This window comes from Halocalculus aciditolerans, assembly GCF_014647475.1.
Classification (GTDB): Archaea; Halobacteriota; Halobacteria; order Halobacteriales; family Halobacteriaceae; genus Halocalculus; species Halocalculus aciditolerans.
Window position 1 is genome coordinate 449,866 of record NZ_BMPG01000001.1, and the last position, 17,813, is coordinate 467,678.

21 protein-coding genes are annotated in these 17,813 nt (G+C 69.1%); 16 read left to right on the top strand and 5 right to left on the bottom strand.

Features of this window, described 5'->3' with window-relative positions; all coding sequences use genetic code 11:
* Positions 1–85: 85 nt before the first annotated feature.
* Positions 86–1,939, top strand: a complete 1,854-nt coding sequence (locus IEY26_RS02210) for a cation:proton antiporter domain-containing protein (RefSeq protein WP_188975396.1) — start codon at positions 86–88, stop codon at positions 1,937–1,939.
* Positions 1,940–2,274: 335 nt separating this feature from the next.
* Here IEY26_RS02210 and IEY26_RS02215 read toward each other — a convergent pair whose 3' ends face one another.
* The gene (locus tag IEY26_RS02215; protein WP_188975398.1) at positions 2,275–3,417 is read right to left on the bottom strand and encodes a thiolase family protein; all 1,143 of its coding nucleotides are present in this window, start codon (positions 3,415–3,417) and stop codon (positions 2,275–2,277) included.
* A 212-nt stretch (positions 3,418–3,629) separates the two neighbouring features.
* On the opposite strand from IEY26_RS02215, the gene IEY26_RS02220 reads away from it, so the two are divergent.
* Genes IEY26_RS02220 through IEY26_RS02235 form a run of 4 tightly spaced genes read left to right on the top strand, consistent with a single transcriptional unit; the run spans position 3,630 to position 8,078 of the window.
* The gene (locus IEY26_RS02220) at positions 3,630–5,288 is read left to right on the top strand and encodes a flippase activity-associated protein Agl23 (protein ID WP_188975400.1); all 1,659 of its coding nucleotides are present in this window, start codon (positions 3,630–3,632) and stop codon (positions 5,286–5,288) included.
* Positions 5,289–5,338: 50 nt separating this feature from the next.
* On the top strand, positions 5,339–6,652 hold the full coding sequence (locus IEY26_RS02225) for an ATP-binding protein (protein ID WP_188975403.1): 1,314 nt from the start codon (positions 5,339–5,341) through the stop codon (positions 6,650–6,652).
* Between the two features lie 5 nt (positions 6,653–6,657).
* Positions 6,658–7,479 (top strand): MBL fold metallo-hydrolase, encoded by an 822-nt coding sequence (locus tag IEY26_RS02230; protein ID WP_188975405.1) that lies wholly within the window; start codon positions 6,658–6,660, stop codon positions 7,477–7,479.
* A gap of 53 nt (positions 7,480–7,532) precedes the next feature.
* Positions 7,533–8,078, top strand: a complete 546-nt coding sequence (locus IEY26_RS02235; RefSeq protein WP_188975407.1) for a GNAT family N-acetyltransferase — start codon at positions 7,533–7,535, stop codon at positions 8,076–8,078.
* Positions 8,079–8,097: 19 nt separating this feature from the next.
* Here the strand turns inward: IEY26_RS02235 and IEY26_RS02240 are convergent, their stop codons facing one another.
* Both IEY26_RS02240 and IEY26_RS02245 read right to left on the bottom strand, forming a co-directional pair.
* Entirely contained in the window at positions 8,098–8,547 is a 450-nt protein-coding gene (locus tag IEY26_RS02240; RefSeq protein WP_188975409.1) for a VOC family protein, read from the bottom strand.
* Positions 8,548–8,597: 50 nt separating this feature from the next.
* A complete protein-coding gene (locus tag IEY26_RS02245) occupies positions 8,598–9,602 on the bottom strand; it encodes a DUF5787 family protein (RefSeq protein ID WP_188975411.1) in 1,005 nt (334 codons plus the stop codon).
* Positions 9,603–9,688: 86 nt separating this feature from the next.
* Between IEY26_RS02245 and IEY26_RS02250 the strand changes: the two genes are divergently transcribed.
* The 6 genes from IEY26_RS02250 (at position 9,689) to IEY26_RS02275 (ending at position 13,373) form a co-directional block, all read left to right on the top strand.
* Complete coding sequence (locus IEY26_RS02250) at positions 9,689–10,177, top strand: NUDIX hydrolase (protein ID WP_188975412.1); 489 nt, start codon at positions 9,689–9,691, stop codon at positions 10,175–10,177.
* A gap of 275 nt (positions 10,178–10,452) precedes the next feature.
* A complete protein-coding gene (locus IEY26_RS02255) occupies positions 10,453–11,694 on the top strand; it encodes a translation initiation factor IF-2 subunit gamma (protein WP_188975414.1) in 1,242 nt (413 codons plus the stop codon).
* Entirely contained in the window at positions 11,695–12,072 is a 378-nt protein-coding gene (locus tag IEY26_RS02260; protein ID WP_188975416.1) for a PIN domain-containing protein, read from the top strand.
* A complete protein-coding gene (locus IEY26_RS02265; RefSeq protein ID WP_188975418.1) occupies positions 12,072–12,635 on the top strand; it encodes a DNA-directed RNA polymerase in 564 nt (187 codons plus the stop codon). Before IEY26_RS02260 ends, IEY26_RS02265 begins: the two co-directional genes overlap by 1 nt.
* On the top strand, positions 12,635–12,832 hold the full coding sequence (spt4, locus tag IEY26_RS02270) for a transcription elongation factor subunit Spt4 (protein ID WP_188975420.1): 198 nt from the start codon (positions 12,635–12,637) through the stop codon (positions 12,830–12,832). The genes IEY26_RS02265 and spt4 overlap by 1 nt, the downstream gene beginning before the upstream one ends.
* Before the next feature lie 4 nt (positions 12,833–12,836).
* Positions 12,837–13,373 (top strand): GTP-dependent dephospho-CoA kinase family protein, encoded by a 537-nt coding sequence (locus IEY26_RS02275; protein ID WP_188975422.1) that lies wholly within the window; start codon positions 12,837–12,839, stop codon positions 13,371–13,373.
* 18 nt (positions 13,374–13,391) lie between these two features.
* Here IEY26_RS02275 and IEY26_RS02280 read toward each other — a convergent pair whose 3' ends face one another.
* The gene (locus IEY26_RS02280; RefSeq protein ID WP_188975424.1) at positions 13,392–13,595 is read right to left on the bottom strand and encodes a hypothetical protein; all 204 of its coding nucleotides are present in this window, start codon (positions 13,593–13,595) and stop codon (positions 13,392–13,394) included.
* A gap of 382 nt (positions 13,596–13,977) precedes the next feature.
* On the opposite strand from IEY26_RS02280, the gene IEY26_RS02285 reads away from it, so the two are divergent.
* The 5 genes from IEY26_RS02285 (at position 13,978) to rdgB (ending at position 16,980) form a co-directional block, all read left to right on the top strand.
* Positions 13,978–14,295 carry a 30S ribosomal protein S24e gene (locus IEY26_RS02285; protein ID WP_188975426.1) on the top strand — a complete coding sequence of 106 codons (318 nt, stop codon included), beginning with the start codon at positions 13,978–13,980 and terminating at the stop codon, positions 14,293–14,295.
* Positions 14,295–14,426, top strand: a complete 132-nt coding sequence (locus IEY26_RS02290; RefSeq protein WP_188975428.1) for a 30S ribosomal protein S27ae — start codon at positions 14,295–14,297, stop codon at positions 14,424–14,426. The genes IEY26_RS02285 and IEY26_RS02290 overlap by 1 nt, the downstream gene beginning before the upstream one ends.
* A 10-nt stretch (positions 14,427–14,436) precedes the next feature.
* A complete protein-coding gene (locus IEY26_RS02295) occupies positions 14,437–16,026 on the top strand; it encodes a bifunctional N(6)-L-threonylcarbamoyladenine synthase/serine/threonine protein kinase (protein WP_188975430.1) in 1,590 nt (529 codons plus the stop codon).
* 54 nt (positions 16,027–16,080) lie between these two features.
* Positions 16,081–16,353 (top strand): DUF5808 domain-containing protein, encoded by a 273-nt coding sequence (locus tag IEY26_RS02300; protein ID WP_188975432.1) that lies wholly within the window; start codon positions 16,081–16,083, stop codon positions 16,351–16,353.
* 69 nt (positions 16,354–16,422) lie between these two features.
* Positions 16,423–16,980, top strand: coding sequence for an RdgB/HAM1 family non-canonical purine NTP pyrophosphatase (gene rdgB / locus IEY26_RS02305; RefSeq protein WP_188975434.1), 558 nt, complete (start codon positions 16,423–16,425; stop codon positions 16,978–16,980).
* 350 nt (positions 16,981–17,330) lie between these two features.
* Here the strand turns inward: rdgB and IEY26_RS02310 are convergent, their stop codons facing one another.
* Positions 17,331–17,795 (bottom strand): DUF7384 family protein, encoded by a 465-nt coding sequence (locus IEY26_RS02310; protein WP_188975436.1) that lies wholly within the window; start codon positions 17,793–17,795, stop codon positions 17,331–17,333.
* Positions 17,796–17,813 lie beyond the last annotated feature (18 nt).

Genomic DNA, 17,813 nt, shown 5'->3' on the forward strand with positions numbered 1-17,813 from the left:
CACCACGGCCGGGGACCGCGCGAGGCCGCCGTGACCGCCGCCGTCTCCCACGCATTTATCCTCCCTCCGTTCGAAGCGCCGGGCAGTGTCGGGCTCAGAACTCATCCCGTTGGTGGCGACGATCGTCGGCTTGGGCGTCGTCGCCCAGGTGCTCGCGGATAAGTACCGCGTGCCGAGCGTGCTCTTTCTCCTGCTCGCCGGGATTCTCGCCGGGCCCGAAGTCGCTGGGCTCGTGGACCCCGAGGCGTTCGGGAACGCGCTCTCGGCCATCGTCGGCCTGTCGGTCGCGATTATCGTCTTCGAGGGCGCGTTCCACCTGAAGCTCTCGAAGCTCCGACAGTCGCCACAGGAGACGCTGCGGCTCGTGACTGTCGGCGCGGTGCTCTCGCTCGTCGCGACCGCCGCCGTCGTCCACGTGCTCCTCGGCGCGCCGCTCGACCTCTCCTTCCTCATCGGCGCGCTCCTCGTCGCCACCGGACCGACGGTCATCACGCCGATTCTCGAAGTCGTTCCCGTGCGCGACCGCGTGAGCGCCGCGCTCGAAACGGAAGGCGTCGTGAACGACGTGACGGCCGCGATTCTCGCCGTCATCGCGTTCGAGGTCGTCCACGGCGGGTCGACGTCGATTCGCGGCGTCATCATCGAGTTCTCGACGCGCCTCGGCGTCGGCATCGCGGTCGGCCTCGTCCTCGCCGGCGTCGTCTGGTACGTCCTCAACCACATCGACCTCTCGGCGGGAGGCGCGCCGCAGAACGCCCGGATGATCGTTCTCGCCAGCGCGCTCGTCGCGTACGGCGCGGCCGACTGGATGCTCTCCGAAGCCGGCATCGCCGCCGTCGCGACCGCCGGCATCGTCCTCGGGAACGCCAACCTCCCCTACGAGGAGGACATCGAGTCGTTCAAGGGCGACATCACGCTCATCGTCCTCTCCTTCGTCTTCGTCACGCTCGCCGCGCTCCTCTCCATCGACGACCTGCTGCGACTCGGCATCGCCGGCCTCCTCATCGCCGTCCTCGTCGCCGTCGTCATCCGCCCCATCGTCGTCTACCTCTCCACCACCGGGAACCGCTTCACCTTCTCGGAGCGCGCGTTCATGAGCGCGGTCGCCCCCCGCGGCATCATTCCGGCGTCCGTCGCGACGCTCTTCGCCGTCCAGCTCCAGTCCAGCCAGCCGGCAGCAGCGAACACTCTCGTCGGCGTGGTCTTCCTCGTCATCGTCTTCACCGTCGTCTTAGAGGGTGGGCCCGCCAGACAGATTGCGGAATTCCTCGACGTCATACCAATGCGTGTCATCATCATCGGCGGCGGCACCGTCGGTCGCGAGCTCGCAGAGCGCCTCGAAGACCGCGGTGAGAACGTCGTCATCATCGAACGGGAGAAGAGCATGGTCGAAGTAGCGCGGAACGAGGGCTTCACCGTCCACGAAGGCGACGGGACAGATACCGAGGTCCTCCGGTCGGCGGGCGCGGAGAACGCGAAGATCATGGTCGCCGCGACGGGCGACGACGACGCGAACCTCCTCGTCAGCCAGCTCGCCGACACCAAATTCGACGTGGAGACCATCATCGCGCGGGCGAACAACCCCGACAACGTCGCCGCGTTCGAAGACCTCGGCGTCCGCACCGTCTCCTCCGCGATGGCGACCGCGTGGGGCATCGACAACCTCATCGAGCGCCCCGCGCTCGCCACGTGGATGACGGAGCTCGGCCGCTCCGGCGACGTCCAGGAGATCGCCATCACGAACGACGACGTCGTCGGCCTCACCGTCGCCGACCTCGACGAGCGCCTCCCCGGCGGCGTCATCGTCGCCCTCGTCGGCCGCGGCGGCGAGACGAACGTCCCCGACCCCGAGTTCACCCTCCAGAAGGACGACCACCTCACCCTGCTCGGCCGCCGCGACGCCGTCCACGAAGCCCTCGAGATGTGCCGCGGCGACTGACCGGGCACGCGAACCACTCCTCGACCCACTGCGGTCCTCGACCGACACTTCTCGTCTCGTCCCCTCGTCGCGCACTTTTCGGTCACTCTGGTTCTCGTCGCGCACGGCCGCTCACGACGTAGCGACATCTGCACCGAGTGCGACGGCGGCTTCGCTGACCACGTCGGTCGGCATTCCGCGAAAAAACGGGAGGACGGCGCGCTTCGCGCGCCGAGAGTTACGCGTTCTCGAACGTGATGGCCGCGCCCTGCCGGCGAGGACTCTTTGTCTCGGTCGCCGACGCGGTGCGTCGGCTCCCTCGCAAAATCTCCACCAAAAACTGAGAGTGGAAGCGTCTACGCGTTCTCGAACGTGATGGCCGCGCCCTGCCCGAAGCCGACGCAGAGTGTCGCGAGGCCCTTGTCGACGTCGCGCTTCTGCATCTCGTGGATGAGCGTGACGGGGAGGCGCGCGCCGGACGCGCCGAGCGGGTGGCCGATGGAGATTGCGCCGCCGTTGACGTTGTACTGGTCGTCCGGAATGCCGAGTTCGCGCTGCGCGTAGAGCGTCTGGGAGGCGAACGCCTCGTTCAGCTCGACGAGGTCGAACTCCTCGATGTCTTCGCCCGTGCGTTCGAGGAGGCCTTTCGTCGCGGGGACCGGGCCGATACCCATGACGGTCGGGTCGACGCCCGCGACGTTGTTGTCGCCGATGTATGCGAGCTTCTCTAGGTCGTTCTCGTCGGCGAACGCCTCGCTCGTGATGAGGAGGCAGGACGCGCCGTCCGAGATCTGACTGGAGTTCCCGGCCGTCACGTCGCCGTCGCTCTTGAACGCCGGCGGGAGGCTCTGGAGCGTCTCGAAGTCCGTGCTCCGGCGGATGCCCTCGTCTTCCTCGACGACCCCGTCGTCTGTTTCGATGGGGAGGATTTCGTCGTCGAAGCGCCCGGAGTCCGTGGCTTCGGCGGCGCGTTCGTGGCTCCGCACGGCGTAGCGGTCCATCTCCTCTCGACTGACGTCGTACTCCTCGGCGACCTTCTCAGCGGTCATCCCCATGGAGAGTTCGGGGACGTTGTAGAGGTCCGAGAGCCCCGGGTGGACGGACTCGTAGCCGCCCTCCATCGGTACCCGGGACATGTTCTCGACGCCGCCGGCGACGATGACGTCGCGCTGGCCGGCGTGGATGGCGTCGCTCGCCGAAATCACGGCCTGCATCGAGGACGCACACCACCGGTTGATGGTGGTCGCGGGGACGCTCTCGCCGAGGTCGGAGAGGAGCGCGATGATGCGCGCCAGGTTGTTGTCCTGCTCGCCGCGCTGCTGCGCGCAGCCCCACATCAGGTCGTCGACGTCCTCGCTCCCGAGACCGGTCTCGTCGAGGACGTGGTTGATGAGGGGGACGGAGAGGTCTTCGGAGCGCGTGTCGGCGAAGACGCCGCCGCCCTTGCCTTGCGGTGTTCGAACGGCTCGGACGACGACGGGCGTGGTGTCGCTACCCATACCACTCTCTCTGACCTCCCGCACCTTAAATCCGGGAGAACCAGCACCGCGTTCCTCTCCGTTTGTTGGTCGAAACGGAAAAAACGGAAACAGTGGTAATCAAATCTCTTCTTCGGGGAACGCCGCTAACGGACCGAGCGTCGCGGCCGTCGTCGCCGCGCTCCGAGCAGGGGAACGAAAAAGCCCTTTAGCGGCGGCCCTGACTTCCCGGCATGGACTCGCGTCGGCTCCGCCGCCCGCTCCCCGTCCTCCTCGCCGTCGCCGCCCTCGGCCTCGCCGCCCGCCTCTTCCGCCTCGGCGACCGCGTCGCCCACCAGGACGAGGGCCGCGTCGGCGACTGGATCCTCCACTACATGCAGACGGGCGAGTGGCAGTACAACGCCATCATCCACGGTCCCTTCCTCCCCCACGTGAACGGCGTCGTCTTCTCCCACCTCGGCCCGAGCGACGTCACCGCGCGCCTCGTCGTCGCCGTCGTCGGCGCGCTCCTCCCGCTCGTCGCCCTCCTCTTCCGCGACCGCCTCCGGGAGCGCGAAGTGCTGTTCACCGGCGTCTTCCTCGCCATCAACCCCGTCTTCGTCTACTACTCGCGGTTCATGCGGAACGACCTCCTCCTCGCCGCGTTCGCGCTCGCCGCCGTCGGGTTCGGCCTGCGAGCCGTCGACCGCGACGTCCGCTACGTCTACCCCGCGGCCGCCGCGCTCGCGCTCGCCTTCACGACGAAGGAGAACGCCCTCCTCTATCCCGTCGCGTGGCTCGGCGCGCTCGCGCTCTGCGTCGACTGGCGGCTCTTCCGGAGCGCCGTCAGGAGCGAGGACCCGCTCGCCGAACTCCGCGACCTCGCCGTCGGGACCGTGCGCCCGCTCGCCGCCGTCCTCCACCATCTCGTCGCCGCGTTCGCCCTCTTCGCCGTCATCTTCGTCGCGTTCTACGCCCCGAAACCCGACCTCTACGTCGCGCTCGGCGACCCCGGCCAACTCCCCGGCGTGCTCTCCGCCGCCACCGTCGGCGTCTGGCACGAGTTCCAGACGTGGACGAGCTCGGGGATGCACCAACACAGCTTCGTCGCCTACCTCGGACGACTCGGGAACATCCTCGTCGGCGGCGCGTTCACGCTCACCGTGCTCGCCGTCCTCGGCACGCTCCACGAGCGCTACCGCGGCGACGGCCGGGACGTCGTCGCCTTCACCGCCGCCTGGGGCTTCGCCTCCGTCTTCGGCTACGTCGCCATCACCGACCTGATGGCGGGGTGGACGGCGCTCCACATTCTCGTCGCGCTCGCCGTCCCCGCCGGTGTCGGCGCGGCCCGCCTCCTCGACTGGCACGACGCCGCGCGCGACGCCGACGAATCCGTTCTCGCCGCCGCCGCCATCGCGCTCCTCGTCGGCGGCCTCGCGCTCTCCGGCGGCCTCGCCGCCGAAACCTCCTACGTCACCGAGCAGAGCCCGGACAACCCCCTCGTCCAGTACGCCCAGCCCTCCGGAGAGATGAAACCCGTCCTCCACGACGTCGAGACCATCAGCGAGCGCACCGACGGCGTGGACGTCACGTTCTACGGCGGCGAGTTCTACGCGCCGAACGACACGAAGCGGGCGTACGGCCCCGACTCACCCGGCTGGTTCGCGCGGCTCCCGCTCCCCTGGTACTTCGACAGCTACGGCGCGAACGTCTCCAGCACCACGACGACGAGCGACCTCGAAGACGCGCCGCCCGTCGTCATCACGCTCGCACAGAACGAGGAGAAAGTCGGCGACGCCCTCCCCGGCTACTGGCACGCGACCTACCAGGGCTACCTCTGGGACCGCCCGCTCGTCTTCTACGTCGACTACTCGCGGTACCCCGACCTCGAACCGCCCGCGACGGATTCATAGGGTTTCGGGGTTCGACGGGCTTAAACGCCGGCGTCGGCTAGTTGGAGGGAATGAGCGATAGGGCCCTCGACGTCGTGGAGTTCCTGCTGACGGCGCGTATCTACGAGCGGGACACCGACCTCGACGAGAACGACCTCCCCCCGATGACGCGGGGTGCGCTCTGGGACGACGACGGCGTGCCGCGACCGACGACGCCGAGCGAGGACAACGCTCGCGCGGCGACCGGCGTGAGCGACCCCTGGGACGCCGTGAAGAGCCTGATGTTCACCGACCGGGACTCCTTCTCCGGGCGGCTGAAACTCATCGACGACGACATGGCGCTCGACTGGTTCGAGGACCACGTCGACGAGGGCCGGGTGTTCGACAACCCGGCGCTCGCGTCCGTCGTCGACGGCGTCGACTACGAGGCGGCGCGGCAGGCGAACCGACCCGTCCAGGCGGACCCGCAGTGGATAGACAGCCTCCTCGAGGAGTACTTCGACGAGGAGGACGAGGAGATGCTGGACCTCGTCGAGGTCCAAGCGCCCGCGGAACTCCAGATCACCCTCGACGACCTCGTGCTCACGGAGGAGCAGGAAGCCGAAGTCGGCAAGGTCGGGAAGGCCATCGAGCACCGCGACTACCTCGCGAAAGTCGGGCTGCACGAGATCGGGAAGCTCCTGTTCGTCGGGCCGCCCGGCACGGGGAAGACGAGCACGGCGCGCGGGCTCGCCCACCAGCTCGACCTCCCGTTCGTCGAGGTGAAACTCTCGATGATCACGAGCCAGTACCTCGGGGAGACGGCGAAAAACGTCGATAAGGTCTTCGAGGTGGCGCGGCGGCTCTCGCCGTGCATCCTCTTCATCGACGAGTTCGACTTCGTGGCGAAGACCCGGACGTCGGACGAGCACGCGGCCATCAAGCGCGCGGTGAACACGCTCCTCAAGTCCATCGACGAGATCAGCCTCGTACGCGACGACGTGCTCCTCATCGGCGCGACGAACCACCCCGACGAGCTCGACGCCGCGGTCTGGCGGCGGTTCGACGAGATTCTCGCGTTCCCCGAACCCGACCGCGGGATGCGCGCGGACATCCTCCGCCTCGTCACGCACGACATGGACATCGAGGACTTCGACCCCGAGGCCGTCGCCGCGGAGACGACGGGGCTGACGGGGAGCGACCTCCGGCTCGTCCTCCGCGAAGCCGTCCTCGACGCCCTCCTCGAGGACCGCACGACGCTCACGCAGGCGGACCTGATGAACGCGGTCCAATCCTTCGACGACCGCGACCACCTCCGGAACCTCGACACGCTCGAAGACGCCCTGCAGGCCGACGACACCGACAGCGACGGCGACCACGACCACGACCACAGTCACAATCACTAACCGCGATGCGCGTCACACTCCTCGGGACGGGCGACACGACCGGGACGCCGACGCCCGGGTGTGACTGCGACACCTGTACTGCGGCGCGCGAACGCGGCGTCGAACGCACTCGCTTTTCGGTGTACGTCGAGAGCGAGAGCGGCGAGACGCTCCTCCTCGACGCGTCGCCGGACCTCCGCCACCAGCTCCTCCGCGAGGGGCTCGCGCCGCCGGACGCCGCCGTCATCACGCACATCCACTTCGACCACCTCGACGGCCTCGGGAACGCCTACCGGCTCGTCGACGCCCTCCCCGTTTTCGCGGCGGACGAGACTGACCCCGAGACGGGCGAGAGCGTCGCGGAGACGGTCGCGCGGAAGTACGACTACCTCGACGCGCTCGACGTCCGGCCCGTCGCGCCCGGCGAGACGTTCCGCGTGAGCGGCCTCGACGTCACGCTCGTCCCCGTCGTCCACCCGCCCCTCGCGTGTTACGGCGTCGTCGTCGAAGACCCCGAAACGGGCGGAAAACTCGCGGTCACGGGCGACACGAACTACGCGATTCCGGACGCCTCCCGGGACGCCCTCCGCGGCGCGGACCTCCTCCTCGCCGACGCCATCGTCCCGGCGAGCCTCGCACCCCACCACCCGCTCGGCGGCGACCACCGCGACGCCGACGGCGTGCCGCGGACGTTCGGCACGAAACACATGACGCGAGAGGGCGCGCTCGCGCTCGCCGACGAACTCGACGCCGCGAACGCGCGATTCGTCCACCTCGCCCACTACTACCCCGCCGACGAAGCGTTCGCCGACCCGCTCGCCGTCGACGGCGAGACCTACGACCTCTGAGGCGTCGGCCTCGGAGACACAGGTTTTTCGCGGCGGCCGAACGACCACGACGTATGCCCGGCCCCGTCTTCCTCCGCGGCGACGACGTGACGCTCCGACCGCCCGAACGCGAGGACGTCCCGTTCATCGCGCGCTGCATGAACGATTCGCGCGTGTGGCGGCCCGCGCTCGACGTGAACCCGACGAACGAAGCGCAGGCGACGGAGTTCTTCGAGACCGTGCTCTCGAACGAGTCGGACGTGCACGTGCTCGCGTGCGAGGGCGGCGACCCCCTCGGAATCCTCTCCCTCTCGACCTCGCAGTACGGCCCGGACGAGACGTCGCGCGCTCGCTCCGCCGAACTCGCGTACTGGTTCGCGCCCGACCACCACGGCGCGGGGTACGCGGGCGACGCCGCGCGCGAACTCGTCCGGTACGCCTTCGAGGACCGGAACCTCCGCCGCCTCGAAGCCGACATCGGGGCGTTCAACGACGCCTCCGTCGGCCTCGTCGAATCGCTCGGGTTCGAACGCGAAGGCGTCCGGCGCGAAGCCATGTGGTACGACGGCGACTACCGCGACGCCTACGTCTACGGGCTCCTCCGGAGCGACTGGCGGTAGAACGGGAGCGGGACTCGCGTTATTCGACGTCGAGCTCGTCGACGCTCGGCTCGAGCGGGAGGTCGGCTTCCGTGAACTCCCACTCGAAGCCGTAGGCGTCCTCGACGTGCGTGCTCTCCGCGTTCTGCGTGACGGTCGCGTCGAGGTCGGCGGCGCGCTCGCGGATGTCGATGCGTTCCGCCATCCCGACGTCGAGCGCGATGCGGCGGACGTGGCCCGGCTCCTGTGGCTCTTCGGCGGCCGTGAGTTCGAGGTGGAGGGAGTCGCGGCCGACGACGCTCAACGACGGGTCGACGCCCGCGTCCGCGGCGTCGCCCCAGTCCCAGCCGCCGGGGAGCGTGCCGAAGTCGCCGTCGCGGCTCCCCTCGCGGAAGTGCACGTCGAGGTCGAAGAGCGACGCGTAGTACGATTCGGCCGCCGGGACGTCGGGGACGGCGAGCGTCACGTGATGGAGTCCTGCGAGTGTCATTAGGGGCGTGCACGCGGTCTGTTTATTTGAGCCTTCGGAAGGCGGGAAGGTTACTCCGTCCACCGGTCCAGCCGCGATTGCGTGCGCGTCCGCACCGCTGGCGTCGGATTCCAGGGGGTCGCCGCGGCGCGTTCCGCGTCGAGGTCGGGGTGTTGGGTTTCGGAGGCGTCGTGGCCCGGGCAGTCCGGCCCGCACTCGCTCGCCGCGTCCACGAGTCGGTCCTTCCACGCGCAGTACGGGAGCGCCGACGCCGACCCCGACGCCGCGCGCTCGACCTCGGCGCAGTCCGGGAAGCCGTACGTCCGCCACCCCTTCCCGTACGCGCGCTCCGCGAGCCGCCTTCGGGCCCGCGCCTTCGCCGCGCCGTCGACGGTTTCGATGGCCGTCTCCGTCGGCCGCTCGTCGAGAACCTCGACGCCCGCTCCCGCGGTGTCGAGCGGCGTCGCCTCCCGAACCACCTCGACGGCTTCCTCGGCGTCTTCGCCGCCGGCCGCGAGCGCGTCGGCGTCGACGCGCGCCACGCCGACCGCGTCCGGGATGCGATTCAGGTGCGCGCCCGTCACGTAGGACTCGGTCGCCAGCCAGACCTCGTCGAGGAGGCCGAGCGCCACGTCGTGGCGGAGCTGGAAGGCGAGGTCGCCCGGCCGCCCGAGGTCGGGTTTGTTCTCGACGCCCACGAGGTCGCCGAACCACTCTCCCGGGTAGCGCGCGACCCGCCGCACGACGGCCTCCCCGCCCTTCCGCTCCAGTTCGAGGTAGCCGACGTCGGCGGCGCGCTCGGCGACCCGTCGCGCGCGCTCCGGCGGCCCCGGAACCGCGTCCGTCACCGGCGTCCACTCGCCCACGCCGGCGTCGGATTCAATCGCCGCCAGCGGTATCTCTCCCGGCGGCAACCGCGTCCGCGCGTCGAACTCGGGGCCGGGACGCACGAGCAGCACGTCCAGAATACGGTTCCCGCGTCCTTCGACCGAGGTCCCGAGCTGCCGCGCGACGACTCCTTCCTCGCGGTCTTCGAGCCACCCACAGAGCCGCAGTTCGAACGCGAACTCCCGCACGATACCCCTCCTTGGACTCGCCGTCGTTAAGCGTCTTCGCCGACGCCGCCGACACCTTCATCCGCCCTCGCGATAGAGTTACGCGCGTGACAAGTGGTGTCGCGCCCGACGCGCCGCGGGAGACGCAGACGCTCCACCTCTCCGCGTCGAAACTCCGCTCGCTCCGCGAGTGGGCGGTCGAGGGGACGGGCGTCACCGCCGCGGCGCGCGTCCGCGACGCACAGGGCCGGCTCGCGCTCGTCTGGAACCGCTGGTCGGACGACTGGATACTCCCCGGCGGCGGCGTCGAACCCGACGAGACCCCGCGGGAGGCAGCGCGCCGCGAAGTCCGCGAGGAGACCGGCCTCGACGCGACTATCGAGCACCCGCTCGTCGTCCTCGACCAGACCTACGTCGACGACGACGGCGACGAATGGTTCACCGGCGAGTACGTCGTTTATGCCGCTCACGCCAGCGGCCCCGTCGGCGACCCGGCCTCGCTCGGCGTCCACGACGCCGAAATCCGCGCCGCACGCTGGTTCGACGACCTCCCCGAAGACCTCCACGACGGCGACCTCCTCCGCCCCTACCTCTAAACGAGACATCCACCTGTGAGCATTCGCGACCCGAGTGGCTCGATAGAGCCTCAACGAAGGTATGTCGGGCGTTCGCGGGCCGAGCGGCTCGTCAGAGCCCGGAAGGCCCGCGATTCACTCGCCGCATAGCGGCGAGGCCCCGAACCCCACCGTAGGTGGGGTGACGGGGCTTTTGGTCGAGCTTTTACAGCGCGCGGCCGGAGGCCGCGCCCAGTAAAAGGTCGAAGCGAAGGGGTTAACTGGGTCTCGGGGCGAAATTCACCCAAGATTACTCAATGGCAGGAAATCATCGACAACCGGAGGTGAACATCGGGCTGGTCGGTCACGTTGACCACGGGAAGACGACGCTCGTGCGTGCGCTGTCGGGCGAGTGGACGGACCAGCACTCCGAGGAGATGAAGCGCGGCATCTCCATCCGTCTCGGGTACGCGGACGCGACGCTCCGGAAGTGCCCGGAGTGCGAGGAGCCGGAGGCGTTCACGGTCGAGGAGCGGTGTCCGGAGCACGACGTCGAGACGGAGGTGCTTCGCACGGTCTCGTTCGTGGACGCGCCGGGTCACGAGACGCTGATGGCGACGATGCTCGCCGGGGCGTCCCTGATGGACGGCGCGGTGCTCGTCATCGGGGCGAACGAGCCGGTGCCGCAGCCACAGACAGAGGAGCACCTGATGGCGCTCGACATCATCGGCATCGAGAACATCGTCATCGCGCAGAACAAGGTCGACCTCGTCGACGCCGAGGAGGCGCAGCGGAACTACGAGGAGATCCAGGAGTTCGTCGAGGGCACTGTCGCCGAGGACGCGCCGGTCGTCCCGGTGAGCGCGGAGCAGGAGATCAACCTCGACCTCGTCATCGACGCGCTGCAGCGGGAGATTCCGACGCCGGAGCGCGACCCCGACGTCGACCCGCGGATGTACGTCGCGCGCTCGTTCGACATCAACCGCCCGGGGACGACCTGGGAGGACCTCAACGGCGGCGTCGTCGGCGGGAGTCTCGTGCAGGGCGAACTCTCCGTGGACGACGACCTCGAAATCCGCCCGGGCCGCGAGGTCGACGAGGAGGGGCAGACGGAGTGGCGGTCGGTCGAGACGAACGTGCGCTCCATCCAGGCGGGCGGCGAGATGGTGGAGGACGCGAGCCCCGGCGGGCTCCTCGGCGTCGGCACGGGGCTCGACCCGTCGCTGACGAAGGGCGACGCGCTCGCCGGCCAGGTCGCCGGCCACCCGGACGCCCTCCCCCCGGTCTGGAACGACTTCACGATGCAGGTCGACCTCTTAGAGCGCCTCGTCGGCGCGGAAGAGGGCGAGCAGGTGGAGGACATCTCGACCGGCGAACCCCTCATGCTCACGGTCGGGACGGCGACGACCGTCGGCGCGGTCACGTCCGCGCGCTCCGGCGAGTGTGAAGTCCAACTGAAACGCCCGGTCTGCGCGCCCGAGGGCGCGAAGATCGCGATCAACCGCCGCGTCGGCGCGCGCTGGCGGCTCATCGGCGTCGGCACGCTCGGCGCGGAATAGATGAAGGTCGCCATGGACGCCAGCGCGCTCATGATGCCCGTCGAAGTGGGCGTCAGGGTGTTCGACGAGCTCGACCGGGAACTCCCCGACTACGAGCCCGTCGCGCCCGCCGCGGTCCGCCGGGAGCTCCGGAACCTCTCGGCGGGCGCGGGGCGGGAGGCGACGGCGGCGTCCGTGGCGCTCGACCTGGCGGATCGGTGCGAGACGGTGGAGACGGAGCATTCACACGGCGACGACGCCCTCGTCGCGCTCGCGAACGCGGGCCGCGTGGACGCCGTCGCGACGAACGACGCCCCGCTGCGCGAACGCCTGCTGGACGCGGGCGTTGAAGTAATGCATTTACGGGGCCGGAGTAAACTCACACGCACTTACCCATAATGTACAAGCGAGCGAGGCTGAAGGACACGATCGAGGTACCCCCGCGGCATCTGGCAGACGTCACGCCGGACCTGGTGAAACGACTCCTGCAGGACAAACTGGAGGGCCGGATGGACGAGGAGGTCGGAAGCATCGTCACGGTCACGGACGTCCACGACATCGGCGACGGCGCGGTCCTCCCGAACCGACCTGGTGTGTACTACGAGGCGGAGTTCGACGCCGTCACGTACGACCCGGAGATGCAGGAGGTCGTCGACGGCGAGGTCGTCGAAGTCGTGAACTTCGGGGCGTTCGTCGGCATCGGCCCCGTCGACGGACTCCTCCACGTGAGCCAGATTTCGGACGAATACCTGGCGTTCGACGAGGAGAACCAGCAGCTGGCGTCCCGCGAGTCGAATCAGATTCTCGGCACGGGGGACGCGGTGCGGACGCGCATCGTCACGAAGAGCATCGACGAGCGCAACCCCCGGGAGTCGAAGATCGGGCTGACGGCGAAACAGCCGGGATTAGGGAAGCACGGGTGGCTGCGCGCGAAACACGAAGAAGAGCAGGAGGCTGAATAGTGGCGTCGAACCGCCTCGCCTGCCACGACTGCCACCGCATCGTCGAGCCCGACGAGGAGGTCTGCCCGTTCTGCGGGTCGAACTCGCTCACGGAGGACTGGGCGGGCTACGTCGTCATCACGCACCCCGCGGAGTCCGAAATCGCGGAGAAGATGGAGGTCTCGGAAGCGGGCGAGTACGCGCTGAAGGTCCGCTAGCGCCGTGAAGCCCGCTGCGACCCTGCCGAAGGAGGCGCGCGCGTCCTTCAAAGACCCCGTCGGCCCGGTCTTCACGGACGCGACCGAACTCCTCGCGGACGCCGGTTCGTTCACTATCGCGGTCGGCGACGTCGTCACCTACCACCTCACTCGGGCGGGCGCGCCGCCCGCGGTCGCGGTCGTCGACGGCCGCACGGAGCGCGAAGCCGTCGACGACGACGTCCTCGAGGGGCTGCCGGACGCCGACACCGACGTCCACGTCGCGAGCGACCCTGGCACCGTCTCCGAGGAGCTACTGGACGCGCTCGTCGCCGCCATCGACCGCGCGCCGACGAACACGACGCTCGTGATGGTGGACGGCGAAGAAGATCTAGCGACGGTTCCCGCCGTGCTCGCCGCGCCCGTCGACGCGACGGTCGTCTACGGGCAGCCGGGCGAGGGGATGGTGCGCGCGAACGTCACCAGCCGCCTCAAAGAGCAGATGCGCGACCTCGCCGCGGAGTTAGAGACGACGGACGCGTTCTGGGCCGCGCTCGAGTAATCGCCTCCTCGCGTTCTCCTACTCGCTCTCGAGGTTCGAGCGTCGCCGCTCTTGGACTCTCGCCGCGCGCGACGCGAACCACGCCAGCACGACGATTGTGAGTCCAACGACGGCGACCGCCCACGCCGTGAACGACCCGTCTGCCGACCCGCTGCGGAGGAATATCGCGAACAGAAGCAGCGCGAGACCGATTCGCTGTATCGTCGCCGCCTTCGGGGACATACCGGGACGTTACGCCGCCCACGCAAAAACGTGTGTCAAGACCGGCGGCCTCACTGCCTATCGACCGTTGCGGGAGTCTCTCGCGAGCACTCGGCGACCGAGTGGTCCGTCAGGACCCGGAATCGCGCGAGAGCAAGCTCTCGCTGAGTCACACTCACTCCCTACGGGAGTTCGCGTGACGGCCGCCGGTTCGCTCGCCGCGGAGTCCGCGTGAGTGAAGCGAACGCGGGCAAGTCGGAGTGGGCTCCGACCGAGGTTGGGTGACGGGGCGTTTGGTCGAGCTTTTGCCGAGCGGGGGCGTCCAGAGGGCACCTCCCGCAGAGTAAAAAGGTCGTTCGTAATCCTTTTACGCCGATGCGCGCGTTATATAGGACAACTAGCCATGGAAATCGACATCATCTCGGAGGAGGACAATCCCCTCCTTCACCGGACGCAGGTCCAGTTCGAAATCACGCACGAGGAAGCGACGCCTTCCCGTCTCTCCGTCCGCGACAGCCTCGCGGCGGCGCTCGACAAGAACTCGGACGAGGTCGTCGTCCACTCCGTCGATACGAAGTTCGGGATGCGGAAGTCCGTCGGGTACGCGAAAGTCTACGAGTCCGCCGCCGTCGCCACCGACGTCGAGCAGGACTACATGCTGGAGCGGAACAAGATCGAAGCCGAGGCCGGCGAGGCCGCGGAAGCGGAGGGCGAGGAGTAATGCCGCGCTCCGACTACTACGACGACGGCGAAATCTCGAAGGAGCAGTGTCCGCGCTGCGGCGACACCTTCCTCGCGGACCACGCCGACCGCCAGCACTGCGGGAAGTGCGGATACACCGAGTGGAAGTAACGCGGTACTGATGCGGGTACTCGGCGTCGAAGGGACGGCGTGGTGTGCGAGCGCCGCGGTGTTCGACGCGGACGCCGATTCGGTCGACATTTTTTCGGAGGCGTACGAGCCGGCGAGCGGCGGCATCCATCCGCGCGAGGCCGCCGAGCACATGCGCGAGCACGTCCCCCAGGTCGTCGAGCGCGCGCTCGACAGCGCGGACGGCCCGGTCGACGCGGTGGCGTTCTCGCGCGGCCCCGGACTCGGGCCGTGTCTGCGCATCGCGGGGACGGCGGCGCGCGCGCTCGCGCAGTCGCTCGACGTCCCGCTCGTCGGCGTGAACCACATGGTCGCGCATCTCGAAATCGGCCGGCACCGCTCGGGCTTCGACTCCCCCGTCTGTCTGAACGCGTCGGGGGCGAACGCGCACGTCCTCGGCTACCACGGCGGCCGGTACCGGGTGCTGGGTGAGACGATGGACACGGGGATCGGGAACGCCCTCGATAAGTTCACGCGGCACGTCGGCTGGAGCCACCCCGGCGGGCCGAAAGTCGAGGAGCACGCGAAAGACGGCGAGTACGTCGAGTTCCCGTACGTCGTGAAGGGGATGGATTTCTCCTTCTCGGGCATCATGAGCGCGGCGAAGCAGGCGTACGACGACGGCGAACCGGTAGAGAACGTCTGCTGTGGGTTGCAGGAGACGACGTTCGCGATGCTGACGGAGGTGGCGGAGCGCGCGCTCAGCCTCTCCGGCCGCGACGAACTCGTCCTGGGTGGCGGTGTCGGGCAGAACGCCCGGCTGCGGGAGATGCTCGCGGAGATGTGCGAGGCGCGCGACGCGAAGTTCTACGCGCCCGAACCGCGCTTCCTCCGGGACAACGCCGGGATGATTGCGGTGCTCGGCGCGAAGATGGCGGCCGCCGGCGACACGCTCGACGTCGAGGACTCCGGCGTGGACTCGGACTTCCGGCCCGACGAAGTTCCGGTGACGTGGCGGGACGACGAGGACCTCTTCGTCGCCGTCGACGAGCGCGGCGACGTGAAGGGCGCGGAGGCGACCGTCACCTTCGACGACGACCGCGTGCGGAAGGCGCGCGCGTCGAAACCGTACCGCCACCCCGAACTCGACGAGACGCTCCGCCGCGAGCGAACGCGGCAGGAAGCCCGGCTCACGAGCGCCGCGCGCCGCGACGGCGTCCCCACGCCCGTCGTCTTCGACGTCGACGTCCACGGACACACCCTCGAACTCGAACGCGTCGGCGACCGCGACCTCCGCGACGCCCTCACGAGCGAGCACGTCGCCTCGCTCGGCCGGCACCTCGCCGCCCTCCACGACGCCGACATCGTCCACGGCGACCCAACCACGCGGAACGCCCGCGTCACAGACGGGGGGCGCGTGATTGCGATCGACTTCGGCCTCGGCTTCACGAGCCACGAGGTCGAGGATTACGCGATGGACCTCCACGTCTTCGAGCAGTCGCTCGCCGGAACCGCCGCGGACGCCGACGTCCTCCGGCAGGCGTTCGAAGCCGCGTACGCCGAAGACGGCGACGCTGAAGTCCTCGACCGGCTCCGCGACATCGAGGGCCGCGGCCGCTACGGCGGCACCGTCAGGGACTGAGGCGGGCGGCCCGTTCCCCAAACTGTTTTCCTTGGTTCCGTCGTAGGTGTCGGTATGTCCGACAAGCCGACGACCGGCGAACTGTTCGGTGTCCCGTACAACTTCGAACGCCCCTCCATCAGTCGGATGCTGGAGTCCTACTGGCAGCCCGGCGAGGGGATGCTCGTCGAGAAACCGTTCGGCATCGGCTACACGCTCAACCTCGCGAACTGGCGGTCCTGGGTCGTCCTCGCCGTCGCCGGCGTGCTCTACTACCAGGCCCAGCAGTCCGGCGACGAGGACTTCGGCGACGCCGCCGAGGACGCCGTCGAAGTCGTCGTCGACTAATCTCTTTCTCCCGTTTCGCCGTCGCATCCGAATCCGAACGCTCTTTCCGCACGGCCGTTATCCGGGGGTATGGAGCGCACCGTCCGATTCGTCACGACGAACGCGGGGAAGGTCGCGGAAGCCGAGGAGTATCTCTCGGGGCTCGCGGACGTCGACCAGTACGATTACGACTACGTGGAGGTGCAAAGCGACAGCCTCGCGGAGATCGCGGCGTCCGGCGCGGAGGAAGCCTACGAGGCCGCGCCGGGCGACGATCCCGTCATCGTCGACGACGCCGGCCTGTTCGTGAAGGAACTGGAGGGGTTCCCGGGACCGTATTCGGCGTACGTCGAGGACACGCTCGGCGTCGAGCGCGTCTGGAAGCTCGGTGAGTCGCTCGACAACCGCCGCGCGGCGTTCCGGTGCGCCGTCGCGTACACGGACGGCGACGCCACGGAGACGTTCTCCGGGGCGGTGCAGGGGCAGCTAGTCGCGCCGCGCGGCGACGGCGGGTTCGGCTACGACCCCATCTTCGAGCACGACGGGAAGACGTTCGCGGAGATGGGGACGGCGGAGAAGAACGCGCTCAGCCACCGCGGGCGCGCGCTGGCGAAGCTCGCGGACTGGCTCGCAGAGGAGAACGAGTAAGCAGGGTTCGCGAGAGGTCGCAGGCTCGTTTTCGACGGCTCCGAAAGCTCGATCCGCTCCCCGACGCGCCGTCTGCGCGGCACATCCGCTCGCTCGTTCCTTCCTCACGGATAGTGGCCGGCAGGCCGACGCCTCAGGTCGCCATGGCGGGACGTACGTCGTCCCGCTCGCTCTCACTCGCCCTCAGTCGGAGGCAAGCTCCTCCTTGCCCACACTCGCTTTGCTCGCGTGGACTCCGGCCCTCGCGAGAACCCCTTTCGATTCCCCGCCCGTATCGAGTGCGTCGCTGGCTGCGGAGGGGTGACTACCCCGTTCTGCTGTCACCCCGTCGACTGTCCGCGACTCTCGTTTCAGGCGCGCGGGTCGCGGTCCGGACCGGGGTAGGGGTTCTCGTGGAGGGCTTCGTAGAGGGAGTCGGGGTCGAGGAGGCGCGCGAACGCGTCCGGTGTCTTGATGCTCGTCTCGACGCGGGGTTTGAGCGTCGCGTTCGTTTCTATGGAGGTGAGGCGGCCGTCGGTCGTGAGGAGGTGGGCGGCGTCGCCGCGGTAGGCGGCGGCGAGCGCCGGACGGTCGCCCGCCGGCTGGTCGACGAGCGTGGCGAGGTCTTCGATGCGCGCGCGCCAGTCGGCGGCGAGAGCGTCGTCGCCGAGGCGTTCGATGACGGCTTCGGCGTCGTCGAGGAGTTCGGGCGTGGCGACGAGCGTCAGCCAGTCGTGTGCGCGAATCGCGTCGAGGACCTCGCGGGCGGACCCATCGAGAAAGAGGTCGGCGGCGAGCACGTCCGCGTCCGCGACGATGCGCGCGGTGTCAGTCATCGCGGACCTCCGCGAGCG